Consider the following 13263-nt stretch of genomic DNA (forward strand, 5'->3'; position numbering starts at 1 on the left):
TCATGCTCAATCGCTATTATCAAAGTGAACTGGGACGTCTACGCCAGCTGGCTGACGAGTTCTCCCATGCCAACCCCGCGTTGGCCCCATTGCTGGGCGCAGATGCTGCCAGCGACCCGGATGTCGAACGGCTACTTGAAGGTGTGGCGTTCCTGACCGGCATGGTGCACCAACGTTTGGATGATGATTTTTCCGAGTTCGTTCAGCCGTTGGCCCAGTTGCTTTACCCGCATTACCTGCAACCGTTGCCCTGCATGACCTTGGTGCAGCTCCAGCCGCGCATGCCGTTGGAGGAGCCCATGCAGGTGGCCGCTGGTTGCGAAGTCACATCGGTGCCGGTAGATGGCCAGCGCTTACGCTTTCGCAGCACGCTGGCGGTCGATTTGCAGCCTGTGCAGCTCGTGAGCACTCGCTGGGACGGTTCCAGCGGCGAGGCGCGCAGCTTGGTTCTGGATTTTCGGTTCACCACCGCCAACCCCAGCCTTTGGGCGGCGGATAGCCTGATGCTGTATTTAGGTGATGGTTTGGCCGAGGCCGCCAAGCTGCTGCGATTGTTACAACTTCATTTGCGGAATGTTTCTATTTTCGCGGCGGGTCAGCCATTGACGCAGTTAACGCCTGACCATCTGCGTGCAGTGGGTTTTGACGACGACAAGGGCCTGTTGCCGTTTCCGGATAATGCGCATCCGGCGTATCGATACCTGCAAGAGTATTTCGCGCTGCCAGAAAAGTTTCTATTCATGGAGCTTTCCGGGTTTACACAGTGGCGAGCCCGTGGTGACGACGGTACCTTCAGCGTGCGCCTGACGTTCGACAGTGTGCCCGAGTGGGCGCCAGGGGTGAGCGCCAACAGTTTCATGCTCGGGGTAACGCCGGCAGTGAATTTGTTCGAGCATGAGGCGCACCCGATAAAAGTGGACCATCGCTATCCCGAGTACCGGGTGCAACCGATTGATCATGGGCAGCGCGTGAGTGTACGTATTCATTCGGTGACGAAGGTCGATTGCTACACCGCCAGTGGCATCGAAAAGCGGCTCAAACCGTTCGACGCTTTTGCCGCGCGTGATGTCTACCACCTCACCATTCGCGCATCGAGCGTTGACGTGCACGGCTATGACCATTACCTGAGCCTTCCTTACAGCGTCGACGCCGACCTCAGTGAAGTCACCTTGTCTGCCGGGCTATTGTGCACCAATGGCAAGTTGGCGGAGAACTTGCGGCTGGGGGATCTAAGCCAACCGGGTGATAACGCGCCGCCAAGGCTTGAGTTCAAGAACATTCGAGGTATTACGCCGTTCCAGCCGCCAAGGTTCGATTCAAGGTTGCTATGGCGAGTGCTGTCGCAACTCAATACCAATCACTTTCGTTTGGCTGATTGCGGTTACCTGAAAGCATTGTTGTCACTGTACCTGCCCACGCTGGGCGAGCATGTTCAAGATGGCAACCAGCGACTCATCGATTCAATTGAAAACGTGTCGGTGAGCACCGAGCGACGGTTCATTCGCGGACTGCCCGTCGATGGTAGCGTCGTTCGGGTTGACTGCCGGGGGGATCATTTCAGCAACAACGGCAGCCTTTATCTGTTTGGTTGCTTGCTCGATGAGTTCTTCGCTGGCTGCGCTGCAATAAATTGTTTTACCGCTTTTATTCTTTTCGACAGTGTTACCTATGAGACGTTGAAATGGCCGGCAAAGATAGGCAAGCAGCGGATTCTTTGAATGACCCGCTGCTGCGCAACGGCCGCGAGCATGGTTTTTTTCAATTCCTTCGCCTATTGCGCTTGCGTTTTCCAAGTGAACAAACCTTCTTTGATAATGTGCGTATTCGTGCGCATTTAAGCTTGGGGTTTCCCCAGCGCGATATGGAAAGGACACACCGCAGCGACGACGGTCGTTATCGAATAGACGCTAACTTTTTTGGCCTCTACGGCGTGACGTCACCGTTGCCGACATTCTACACGGAAGACTTGATTGACGAGCAACTGCAAGGCACGTCGGCCGGTCGGGACTTCCTCGATATCTTGCATGCCGCGTTATATCCCTTGCAGTTTCGGGCCTGGCAAAAGCACCGCATCTGGAGTGCAATCAGCGAGCGTCCCGGGGGTAAAAGCCTGCATTACTTGCACGCGTTGCTCGGGTTGGCGGGGGCCGGCTCCACTGTTCGCGCACAATCGATCGATTTGCTGCGTTACGCCGGTTTGTTCAACCAATATCCGCGCTCGGCGTTGGGGTTGCAACAATTGCTCAGGGCAGTGCTGGACGATAAATCGGTCGAAGTAGTGCCGTGCGTTGAAATGCCTGTGGCCATCGATGAGCCCGCGCGAACTTATCTCGGCGTGCAGTGTGGTGTGCTCGGTGAGGACTCTGTTATCGGCGTTGAGGTGGTCGATCGACGTGGCGCGCTGGAGATTCGAGTTGGCCCATTGTGCGCCGAGCGCTTTCATCAGTTGCTGCCGGGTCAAGCGCTATTCAAAAAACTGCAGCAGACAGTGTTCTTGTATCTGCAGGCGTCTCTACGGGTGCGCTTGGTCATTTGCGTCAATGCCGTGGAGCGTCAAATTGTTGTACTGGGCGCGCATCGCCACCGCTTAGGTCGTAATACCTGGCTTGGCGGGACACACGTTAAAGATGAGGTCAGTTTTATGTTGAGCACTGAAAATCGGTCGCTATCCGGCACAGGGGCCAGGTCATGATTCAAGTTGAACTAAAACCGCTTTTCGCAAAACTCAACAGTTATGCGGTCAAAGTGCTGGAAAATGCGGCTGGCATGACAATGGCTCGTGGCCATTATGAAATATCTATCGACCATATGCTTCGCCAAATGCTTGAGGAGCGCGATGCAGATGTTTGGCGGATCCTCGGCCGTTTTGAAATAGATCCTGCGCATCTGCGAGCGCTGCTGGATGACAGCCTGGCCCAACTCAAGAGTGGTAACCCCGGGCGTCCGGTATTCGCAAGTTTGCTGACCGAGTGGGTGCAGGATGCCTGGTTGATCAGCTCGCTGGTTTTGGGCTGTGGACGTATCCGCGGCGGATCGCTGCTGTTGGCGCTGGTGTCGCGCGCAAGCTACTACACCGCCGGTGCTCGTTACAGTGCAGTGTTCAAACGCATTTCCGTAGACGCGTTGACCGCCGAATTCGCCGCGCTGGTGGCCAGCTCAAGCGAAGGGCCCTTGGACATTTTGCACAGTGCGGCCGGGGCCGCCAACCCTGTCGAGGGCGCTGTCGCAGAAAACCAAATCGCACGCTTTTGCGAAGACCTTACCGAGAAGGCCCGGCAGGGGAAAATCGACCCCGTCTTCGGGCGCGATGACGAAGTGCGTCAGATGATCGATATTCTCGCGCGTCGTCGCAAGAACAACCCTATTGCAGTGGGTGAGCCGGGTGTTGGCAAGTCGGCAGTGGTCGAGGGCTTGGCGCTGTTGATCAATGAGGGCAACGTGCCGGCGTTTCTCCAGGGCACACGCCTGCTCAGCCTGGATCTGGGGGCACTTGAGGCAGGCGCCAGCGTCAAGGGTGAGTTCGAAAACCGTCTGCGTGGTGTCATTGAGGAGATCAAGGCCTCGACCACACCGGTGGTCTTGTTTATCGATGAAGCACACATGTTGATCGGCGCAGGCGGGGCGGCGGGTGGCTCGGATGCGGCCAACCTGCTCAAGCCTGCGTTGGCCCGTGGTGAACTGCGCACCATCGCCGCAACAACCTGGTCGGAATATAAAAAGTATTTCGAGAAGGACCCGGCGCTGGCCAGACGCTTTCAGCTGGTCAAGCTGGATGAGCCCAGTGTCGGCACTGCAGTGCACATTCTGCGAGGGCTCAAAGGGCATTATGAAAAGGTCCATGGGGTCAGCGTGCGTGATGATGCCATCGTTGCGGCGGCTGAGTTGTCCGATCGATACATCACCGGCCGGTTGCTACCGGACAAGGCGGTGGACCTGCTCGATACGGCCAGTGCCCGCGTGCGCATTGGCCTTGGTATCAAACCTGCGCAACTGGAACGTCTGGAGCGACAGCTTTCGGGCCTGATGCGTGAACGGGCGGCGTTGGAGCGGGACCAGGCCGACGGCTTCCCGATCGAACCTCAGCGCCTGGAAACCATAGCCGATGAGCAAGCGCACATTGAGGGGGCTGTGGATGCTCTGGAGGCGCGCTGGGCCAATGAACGGCAGGCGGCGATGCGGGTGCTGGAGGCGCGCACCAACCTCGCAACGCTCAAGCAGGCCGGTGACGGCAGCACAGCGCTGGGCTCGCTCGACGCACACCAGATGGAGCTCGAACAGGCTCGCGATGCACTGGCGACGTTGCAGGGCGACGAGCCTTTGCTCTTTACCGAGGTCGGTCCCGACACGATTGCCCAGGTGGTCTCGGACTGGACGGGGATACCGTTAGGTAAGGTTCAGCGTGATGCCTCTGATGGCCTGCTGGCGCTGGCCAGCCACCTCAAGCAGCGTATCTGCGGCCAGGAAGCCGCCGTGGAGCAGATTGCCGAGGTCATTAAAGTTGCCCAATCGGGCTTGCGTGACCCTCAGCAGCCGTTGGGGGTCTTCTTGCTGGTCGGGCCCTCGGGAGTCGGCAAGACCGAAACAGCGCTGGCGCTGGCAGAGCAATTGTTCGGCGGCGAGCAGGCGTTGATTACCGTGAACATGAGCGAGTATCAAGAAAAGCACACCGTCAGCCGTTTGGTCGGTTCGCCTGCAGGGTATGTCGGTTTCGGCGAGGGTGGCATGTTGACCGAAGCCGTGCGCAAACGCCCTTATTCGGTCGTGTTGCTGGATGAAGTGGAAAAGGCGCACTTGGAAGTAGTGAATATTTTCTACCAGGTATTCGACAAGGGCTTTTTGACAGATGGCGAGGGGCGGCAGATCGACTTCAGAAACACCGTGATTCTGCTGACCAGCAACTTGGCCAGTGATGAAATTCAAGCGCGTTGCGCAGGCGCACGTCCAGACGCGGAAGCGCTGGTCGAGCATGTTCGCCCACGGCTGTCTCAATACTTCAAGCCTGCATTATTGGCGCGAATGACGATTGTGCCCTATTTCACCCTGGCGGGCGCGCAATTGGAAGAGATTGTGCGGCTGAAGTTGGCGCGTCTGACCGAACGCCTTTGGTGGACATCGCGGGTCAACCTGAGCTTCGCCGAAGAGGTCGCCACGGTCATTGCCGAGCGCTGTACGGAAGTGGAAAGTGGTGCGCGCAATATCGATTACATCTTGCGTAAAAGTCTCACCCCGCGGCTTTCCGAGGCCCTGTTGGCGGCCATTGCGCAGCAGCGACCGCTGTGCACGCTGACGGTTGCAGTGAGCCCGACGGGCGAGTGGTTGATCACGGCTGTCGAGCGCGTCGATCCGGTTGTTGTGGAGGCCGACAATGCAGGCGTTGTCACCGCTAGCCCTGCAGCAAATGCAGAGACAGTGACGCCCGTCTGATCGCATGGATAGGAAGATTATAGAGCGTGCCGATGGATACTCTTACTTGTAGTTTCAGTAGTAGCGCATTGCAAAAAAAAGACCTGCAGGTCTTTAAATGGCAGGGTGAGGAAGCCTTGTCGAAACTTTATCGTTTTGAAATTTTTCTGGCCACGCCTGATCCATCGCTGAATGAGGAGAAGATGCTTGGGAAACCAGCGTGTTTCACGCTGTTAGACAAGCAAGGCTTACCGCATCGCTACCACGGTATCGTCACGGAAGTGATGCAGCTGGACAGTGATGCTCAGTTTTCCTATTACCGCGCAGTATTGGAACCGCGCGTGGCGTTGTTGCGCCAGTATTGCTTTTCCGAAATCTGGTTAGACAAGAGCCTTGCGGACCTGATTCGTCTGGTTCTCAAAGAAATTGGCATGGTCAACGAAGGCAGCGGCCGGGGGGGCAGCCCAGGTGCTCAGTACGATTTTGACATTCGGTTAGGGTCGGATGACATCGTGCAGCGCCCGGTGAGCTTTACCTGCCAGTTCGAAGAAACCAGCTTTGCGTTTCTTTCACGGCTGCTGGAGTACTACGGTGTTTATTATTTTTTCGAGCAGCATGACAGCCATGAGGCGTTGGTGTTGTGCGCAGAGCGCCGATATCAGCCGCAAAAGCCGGTGGCCGTCGGTTACCGCCCGGTGCATAGCGGACTGGCGACCGATGTAAAGGGGGCGGTAGCCCAAACGTTCAACCGGCAGATGGTCAACCGCACCCAGAAGGTTACTCTGCAGGACTTTTCCGGGGCGGGGGCGCATCTGCGACTGCGTGCGTCCGCTTCGGTCGCCACTGCGGCGTCCGCTAGCGCCTCAGCCGCTTTTCAGGGTGACTATCGGCTGTTCGGGGAGCACTTCGGCTCCAACAAAGAGGGTGAGTGGCTGGCGACACGGCGAGCCCAGGCCATGGGCTGCCGCCATCGGGAATTTCATGGTTCGGGCCAAGCCTGTGGTTTGCGTGCGGGGTATCCGATGCAATTGTCGGATCATCCCCAGCCGGCTTTCAACAGCCTTTACCAGGTGATCGAGGTCAAGCACGAGGGTCAGCAACCGTTGCGAGGACACGCTGCTGTAAGGCATGACACCCAAGGCGATTTTGTTTTCAGCACGCGGTTCATTGCCTTGCCGGACGACGTACAGTTCCGTAGCCCCTGCGTAACGCCTCGGCCCTATGTACAGGGGGTGATCAGTGCAGTCGTCGACGGCGATGGCGATTCGAGCCGGCCATTGCTCGACAAACATGGGCGTTACAAGGTCAGCTTTCCCTTCATACGTGGTGAGGCAAAAGCAACCCGCGGCTCCGCATGGTTACGCCTGGCGAGTCCCTCCAGTGGCAGCGGGCATGGTATGCATTTTCCTTTGCTCAAGGGAACGGAGGTTTTGGTCTCGTTCTTGGGCGGTGATCCCGATAGGCCAATCATCATTGGCAGTGTGCCGAATTCGGAAAACGCCAACATGGTGAACGAGGGGAACTCGACACAAAGTGGCATTTCCACTGCGGGTGGACACTACTTGGCCATGGACGACAGTTCGTCCGCTGGGCTGCTCAAGCTTGGCGCACCCGCCGGCAACAGCACGCTGACCCTAGGTCATGGGGATGTCTGTGGTGCGCGGTTGAATACCGATGCGCATCTGCAGTTTTCATCTTCCTCACATCATCAGGCAGTGCCTGGCATTTATTCGCTGACGATCGGCGTCAATGGCAGTGTGCCTTCCTCGGAATTGGCAAGCTCGACCTGGGCTGGCAAGAACTGGGGCAGTTTCATCCCGACCTTGAGGGCAGACACGGTGTCTACCGAGCTCAAGACCGCGATGGTTGAAACCGAAGTCTCGGCGGGTATTTCCAAAACGCAGATCAACGGCCGCCTGAAAACGCTGGATTTGAACATCCTCGGCCCTAAAACCACGTTGGTAATCAACCCAGGCACCCGGTCCATCGAGTTGGGTCACACCCGCCTGATCGCGGCCGAGGAGGAAATCGCGGTGGCCAAGCGAGAGGAGAACGTTGCCCTGATGGAGACTTCGGTGACGCGCTCCATGACTGCCGCCACGCTCAAGATCAGCGGTGCGGCCTTGGTCAACATCAGCTGCGGTTCACATGAAATCACGTTGACGCCAGCAGGCATCGTGATCGGCTCCTCCTCTGTCCTGACGTTGAAGTCCGACGTGCGTGTCACGGGCAAATTGACGGTGGACGGTGACGTCTTCTGCGCCGCCAATTGTGCTGTGGCCAAAAAGCTCAAAGCCGGGGACTCGGTGGGCTCACCGAAAGTGAACGCAGGCACGCTGAACGCCGGCAAGACCAACTTGGCCCAACCCATGGCGCCAGAGTTGATGGTCGGCGAGGAGGTGGTGAAGGCGTCGATGGTAACCAAGGGCACGGTGCAGACGGCCGCGGGTATTGCCAGTGGTGTTGTGCATGCGGCGGGCGTAGTCGCCGGCGAGGTTGCTCAGGCACCGCGCATGGCCGCCGTGCTGCTCAATCCGCTGTTATGACGAAACACGCACAGGGCAGGGGCCAAGTGAATGCAACATAAAATTGATGGTAAAGGTCTGCTGCTGACCGCTCGCTATCGGTCACCTGAATCAGAATGCCTGGTGGTCACTGTTGGCTTGCTGGTGGACAGCGACACTGGTGAGGTGTTTGCCACCGAAGACGCTTGGGTGTGGGTAACGCAGCGTTTTGCAGGCCAGGCGTTTGATCGCGGCCTGAAGAAACGCACGGGGACCTTTGCCGTTCACGGCCAGGCGTATGCGCTGAACGATGCCCAGGGTGCGGGTATGGAAGTCCGGGTCCAGGTAGGGGCCAGGCACAAGTGCTTGCATGCGTTCCCTCCGCGTTCGTGGAACAAGCATCTTTTAGGTTGGCGCGCTGTGGCGAAGGGAAGGCTCGAGTCGCTGCCTCTGACCCTGGAGAATACCTTCGGGGGCGAGATGTATGCCGACAACCCCATCGGTCAGGGGTATCAGCTCGATCCCAAGGCATTCGAGGGCAGCGTCGTGGCGCCTATCGAGGCCGCGGGGTGCCCGGCACTGCATCCTGCCGACCAGCCCGCGCCCGCCACTTTCCTGCCATTGCCACCTTACAGTGCCGCGCGCGCCGGTTTTCTGGGAACGCTGGATGCGCAATGGACCGCCCACCGTGCGCCTTGGCCGCCGCTGGATGTAGACCCACGCTGGTTCGATGAGGTGGCCCAGGACCAATGCCATGACCAGTACTGGCGTGGCGATGAGGCGTGGTCCGTGACGGGTATGCATCCGCATCTGCCGCGCCTTGAGGGGTGCCTGCCGGGCCATCGGCCGCGGTTGTTCGTCGAGTTCCAGGAGCGCCCGGATTCGGTTGAAGAAGCGCATCTGGATTTGGACACCATTTGGCTGTTCCCCGATGCCCAGCGGCTGCTGTTGCTCTATCGAGTACAAATACCGGTTCGGGATCCGGACGCGACCGATATCACTGCTCTGGGGCTGGTTTGCGAGTTGGCCGACGATCCAGTCGTCTCGGGTCAGGCATGGGTCCGACATCTGTGGGTCAGTCCCGGTGCGGACGAGGTGCAGATCGACGAGCAGATCGACCCAGAGGCCATGCCAGCGTGTGATGTACCCGCACTGGCCAGCGTGGCGCAGGCAGCGGCCGACCGTGTTTATGACGAAGTGGCCAACGGTTTTACGCAAGCTGTGGATGCCGTGAAGGCACTGACCGCGAAGCTAGGTGTGGCCTTTGATCCTGCGTCGTTCAAACCACCGTCGCGCCCCGATATTGCGGGTATGGTGGCGCAAATCAAAGACACCTCGAGCACACCTTTCGATGCGGTTTCTCATGAGGCGAGCATTCGCACGGCCGTGGCCCAGGCGCAGATCCAGGCGAACGAGCAGGCAGCGCGCCTGGTTGGCGCTGCTGGCCTGGAAGCTCAGTTGCAGCAGGTACAGGCCATGGCTGTGGATGGGGTGCCATTGGCTGCTATGGACCTAGACGACGTCACGCAGCATCTCCCCGCGGAGCAGGCAGCATTGCGCGCCAGTCTGGCGGCCGGTTTGCTTCGCGCCAATGAACTGGAGGCAGAGATCCGCTCCAAGGTTGATGCGGCACGAGAGGAACTGGCGGCCATTACCCCCGCTGCGACGACCGCGCCGCAAGGTGAAGTGCAGGTGCCTGCCGACTGGACTCGTGAGCGGGTCCAGGCGGTTTACCAGGCGGGTAACTCATTGGCGGGGCAGCGATTTGTAAACCTTGACTTGTCTGCACTCGACTTGAGCAATGCTGATTTGCGCACTAGCCAGTTCGAGGGCTGTCAGTTGCAGGGTTGCACCCTGACTGCGGCAGATTTGCGCGAGTGTGTGTTTATCGATTGCGCCATGAATGAGGTGCGCCTGCAGCGGGCGTGCCTTGATGGCGCGTTTTTCCAGCGCTGTGATCTGGAGAGGGGGCTGTTCGACGGCGCGTCGATCAACGTTGGGTATGCCGAGGACTCAAGTTTCGCCGAGGCAAGCCTGGCCAAAGTACAGCTTACCGACGGGCAATTTTCCGGTTGTGTATTTCGCATGGCGAACTTCACCGAGGCGCAGTTGCATGGCGTACGCTTGCTGAGCTGCGTGCTTGATGCTGTCTGCGCACAGCAGGCAAGCCTGGTCGGCAGCCAGTGGCAGAGCTGTACTGCTCACGCCTTGAATATCGATGGTGCAAATCTGCAAAGCACGTTGTGGTCTGCGCTCAGTGGGCAAAGGATCAGTGCTCGCGGTGCCAATTTGAATGACCTGCGCGTCGATCAGATGAGCCGGCTGTCCGCTGCCTGCTTCGATCAGGCCAACCTGTCCAATGCAAGTCTTGATGGCGCGAGTCTAACAGGGGCGAGTTTGCGCGGTGCTTGTCTTGACCGTGCGTTGTTCAGCCTTTGCGACCTGAGTGCAAGCAATGGCAATCGCTTGAGCGCCCGCGGTGCGGATTTCACCGGGAGTGATCTCACGCGTGCCTGTTGGCTCGGTGCAAATCTCATGGAGGCCAGCTTGCGCAAGGTAACGCTTGATGGCGTGGACCTCAGCGGTAGCAACTTGCATGCGGCGTTTACCGATGCCGTGCGTGGTACGCAGGTTCGACTTGATCATGCATTGCTGACGCGCTGCCGGATACGGGAGGATCTTGCCCGTGCCTGATACCGCCAAGGCTGCGCAACTCAGAGAATTGTTATCCCAACCGCTTGTATGCGACCTGGATCTGAGCGGTGCGGATTTAACCGACATCGTGCTGGACAACGTGCGTCTGGAGCGGGTGAGCCTTCGCGGGGCCAACCTGGAGGGCGCTCGGTTCGAGCATTGCACATGGATTTCCTGTGATCTTTCTCAAGCGAATTTCAGCAACTGCACAGCGCTGAACTGGTACCTGAGCGATTGCAAACTTGACCAAGCCGACTTTGCTGGCGCAAGCCTTGATCACGGGCGGTGGTTGCGCTGCGTCGGAGACTCGACACGTTTGGTAGGCGCGCGCCTGGAAGGCTTGGAAGTCATTGAAGGCCAGTTCTCCTGCCTTGATCTGCAGCGCTCGACAATGACTCGCTGTCAATGGGGGGGCTGCGTGCTGGCTGCGCTCCTGGGCGTTGACGCGACCTATATACAAGCGCGTTTCAATGCTTGCCGTCTTGAAAACGCAAAATTTACGGCTTCTATGCTGCAGAACTGCGCGCTTGAGGAATGTACCTTCAACGGTGTTGATTTTTCACAGGCCGTCGCGACGATGACGTCCCTTTATCTCAGCCAGGGAGAAGGCCTGAACTTCAATCTGGCTCGGTTTACGCAGTGTCTGTTCACCCGGGCGCAAATGCCATTTGCAAATTTTACCCAGGCCCACCTGGAAGGCAGCAACTTTGCAGGGGCGAACCTTGCCTCCAGTTCGTTTGACGAGGCTTTTTTGCGATACGCCAGTTTTGATGGTGCGCAGCTTTGTCACGCCTCGTTTATGGCTGCGGACTTGGCGGGTGCCGACTTCAATGGCGCTGAGCTGAGCGATTGTTCCTGGCACCACAGCAACTGTGAGGCGGTATGCCCTGCTGACCGAGAGCGTCAGGCGGCGTTGAGCTGGGTCCCGACTTTGTAAGGAGTTAAATGTATGAATGATGCTCAGCCCGTTCGCAATGGCCCGGTTAGGCTGTGCCATGCGCGGATCAACGCCTTCGACGGGCACCGTTTCGGCATGGTCAGCGGCGAAGGGCATCGCTACTGGTTGAAGCCCGCAGTCGGTTGCCTGCTGCAACCTGCTGTTGGTGATTGTGTTCTGGTTTCGCTGGCAGGTGACGAAGGCTTCATTCTTAGTGTTCTGGAACGCGGCCAGGCACAGGTTGGGGAGCTGCGTATCGCGGGAGATCTGCGCGTGAGCCTGCCCAGCGGTGCATTGAGCATCGAGGCCCGTGATGGACTCGCGCTCAACGCCGGCCCGACACTGGCCGTGCAAGCGCATGCTGTGACATCGCTGGTCGATCAGGCCCAGGTCGTCTGCGGGAACTTGCGCATCAGTGGTGAACGCGCTGATAGCTGCTGGCTTGAACGTCACGACAATTCCCTGCATCAGCACCAGCAGGTTATTCGTCATCGTGCCGAGTACGGTGATAGCCGACGACATGTCCAAGGCCACGAAGAGTTGAGCGCAGGGTCTGTGCGCCAGCGCGTGAGCAAAGACTTCAGCCTGCGTGGCGAGACAGTGGATCTGCTTTCGCAGGTGAGCGTCACACTGCGCGGTCCACGTATCAACCTGGGGTAGGTGTTCGCGATGTTCATGCTCAATAGCGGAGGGGCCAAGGCAAATTCCACCGCCCCGGATGTCTGCCAGACGCCGAACCCTGCAGGGCAGATACCGGTGCCCTATCCCAATCTCGCCGACACCAGCATGGCAGATCCGGGAGGCCTGGTGCGGGATGTCTTGGTTGCAGGCATGCCAGCGATGAACCAGATGAGCAAGGTGACGACCACCAACGGTGATCAGGCCGGTGTCGGGGGAGGGGTCGTGAGCGCCAAGATCATGGGGGAGATGACCTTCGTCAACGGCAGCCTGCAGGTCAAGGTTGGCGGAAAGCCCGCCGTTCGAGTGACCTGCCAGACCACCCACAACGGCTCTCCGCCCAATACGATGGGACTGGTCAGTGCGCCAAGCCAGACGCAAGTCATGGTGCTTGGATGACCCATAGCATCTATGGGGCAGTCATGGCGGTGCTGCTCCTGACAGGTTGTTCGAGCAAGGGGCTTACGCCTGAACAGCAAGCGCTCAACGACCTCAAATGGAGTTACGCCGAAGGTGCCATTGAACTGGACTTTACCGTTGTTCCTGATCTCAACCAGTACGATGGGCAAGCCCATAGCCTGCTGGTAGTCGTGGCTCAGCTCGAGCAAAACAATGTGTTTGCCAATAGTGTTGGAAGTTCACAGCAACTGAGCAACTTGTTGCTTTCAGAAAGTGCTCCCGAGGGGATGGTGGGCCTGACGCGAGTGTTCCTTCAACCAGGTGAGAATCAGCGGATCACTTTGCCGCGCCTGGAGGGCACACGGATGGTCGGCATCGCCGCCGGCTACGCGCATCTTGACCCCGCGCGCAGTGCGAAGCTGTACCAGATTGGTGTCGATGTCACCTCAAGTGGTTTTTTCAGTAGAACCTGGCAGGCCAGCCCACAACCCATTGCGATCGATCTGTGGGTGGGGGCTGATGGCTTGCTGCGAGGTTCGCAAAGTGGCCTGTCAGCACCGACGCCCATTCAGCCCAGGGAAGGCGAAGTTCGCCTGTCCGGCGAGGGGCAGTAATCATCCGCGCCTCTTGTGAGCAATTTTCTGCTGC

At 58.6% G+C, this 13263-nt stretch carries 9 protein-coding genes; all 9 read left to right on the forward strand.

The genetic code is table 11. The features are described from left to right. Positions 1 to 2 precede the first annotated feature (2 nt). Genes tssF through tssJ form a run of 9 tightly spaced genes read left to right on the forward strand, consistent with a single transcriptional unit; the run spans position 3 to position 13229 of the window. Positions 3 to 1718, forward strand: a complete 1716-nt coding sequence (gene tssF / locus PPL01S_RS09885) for a type VI secretion system baseplate subunit TssF (protein ID WP_016394467.1) — start codon at positions 3 to 5, stop codon at positions 1716 to 1718. Then, entirely contained in the window at positions 1682 to 2692 is a 1011-nt protein-coding gene (tssG, locus tag PPL01S_RS09890) for a type VI secretion system baseplate subunit TssG (RefSeq protein WP_028625649.1), read from the forward strand. The genes tssF and tssG overlap by 37 nt, the downstream gene beginning before the upstream one ends. Further along, positions 2689 to 5424 (forward strand): type VI secretion system ATPase TssH, encoded by a 2736-nt coding sequence (gene tssH / locus PPL01S_RS09895; protein ID WP_081663600.1) that lies wholly within the window; start codon positions 2689 to 2691, stop codon positions 5422 to 5424. Before tssG ends, tssH begins: the two co-directional genes overlap by 4 nt. 32 nt (positions 5425 to 5456) lie before the next feature. Next, on the forward strand, positions 5457 to 7949 hold the full coding sequence (locus PPL01S_RS09900; RefSeq protein WP_016394463.1) for a type VI secretion system Vgr family protein: 2493 nt from the start codon (positions 5457 to 5459) through the stop codon (positions 7947 to 7949). Positions 7950 to 7979: 30 nt separating this feature from the next. Further along, a complete protein-coding gene (locus tag PPL01S_RS09905) occupies positions 7980 to 10601 on the forward strand; it encodes a DUF2169 family type VI secretion system accessory protein (RefSeq protein ID WP_028625648.1) in 2622 nt (873 codons plus the stop codon). Next, the gene (locus PPL01S_RS09910; protein WP_016394460.1) at positions 10594 to 11538 is read left to right on the forward strand and encodes a pentapeptide repeat-containing protein; all 945 of its coding nucleotides are present in this window, start codon (positions 10594 to 10596) and stop codon (positions 11536 to 11538) included. The genes PPL01S_RS09905 and PPL01S_RS09910 overlap by 8 nt, the downstream gene beginning before the upstream one ends. A gap of 12 nt (positions 11539 to 11550) precedes the next feature. After that, positions 11551 to 12198 (forward strand): DUF3540 domain-containing protein, encoded by a 648-nt coding sequence (locus PPL01S_RS09915; protein ID WP_016394459.1) that lies wholly within the window; start codon positions 11551 to 11553, stop codon positions 12196 to 12198. Positions 12199 to 12207: 9 nt separating this feature from the next. Continuing rightward, positions 12208 to 12615: a DUF4150 domain-containing protein gene (locus tag PPL01S_RS09920; protein ID WP_016394458.1), complete on the forward strand. Its 408-nt coding sequence runs from the start codon at positions 12208 to 12210 to the stop codon at positions 12613 to 12615. Continuing rightward, on the forward strand, positions 12612 to 13229 hold the full coding sequence (tssJ, locus tag PPL01S_RS09925) for a type VI secretion system lipoprotein TssJ (RefSeq protein WP_016394457.1): 618 nt from the start codon (positions 12612 to 12614) through the stop codon (positions 13227 to 13229). Before PPL01S_RS09920 ends, tssJ begins: the two co-directional genes overlap by 4 nt. Positions 13230 to 13263 lie beyond the last annotated feature (34 nt).

Origin of the sequence: Pseudomonas plecoglossicida NBRC 103162 = DSM 15088, from assembly GCF_000730665.1 — a bacterium.
Lineage (GTDB): Bacteria > Pseudomonadota > Gammaproteobacteria > Pseudomonadales > Pseudomonadaceae > Aquipseudomonas > Aquipseudomonas plecoglossicida.

Excerpts from the sequence above, each read along its gene's own strand:
- tssF (WP_016394467.1), top strand. The coding sequence starts at position 3 with ATGCTCAATCGCTATTATCAAAGTGAACTGGGACGTCTACGCCAGCTG.
- PPL01S_RS09905 (WP_028625648.1), top strand. The coding sequence starts at position 7,980 with ATGCAACATAAAATTGATGGTAAAGGTCTGCTGCTGACCGCTCGCTAT.
- PPL01S_RS09920 (WP_016394458.1), top strand. The coding sequence starts at position 12,208 with ATGTTCATGCTCAATAGCGGAGGGGCCAAGGCAAATTCCACCGCCCCG.
- PPL01S_RS09915 (WP_016394459.1), top strand. The coding sequence starts at position 11,551 with ATGAATGATGCTCAGCCCGTTCGCAATGGCCCGGTTAGGCTGTGCCAT.
- tssH (WP_081663600.1), top strand. The coding sequence starts at position 2,689 with ATGATTCAAGTTGAACTAAAACCGCTTTTCGCAAAACTCAACAGTTAT.
- tssG (WP_028625649.1), top strand. The coding sequence starts at position 1,682 with ATGGCCGGCAAAGATAGGCAAGCAGCGGATTCTTTGAATGACCCGCTG.
- PPL01S_RS09900 (WP_016394463.1), top strand. The coding sequence starts at position 5,457 with ATGGATACTCTTACTTGTAGTTTCAGTAGTAGCGCATTGCAAAAAAAA.
- tssJ (WP_016394457.1), top strand. The coding sequence starts at position 12,612 with ATGACCCATAGCATCTATGGGGCAGTCATGGCGGTGCTGCTCCTGACA.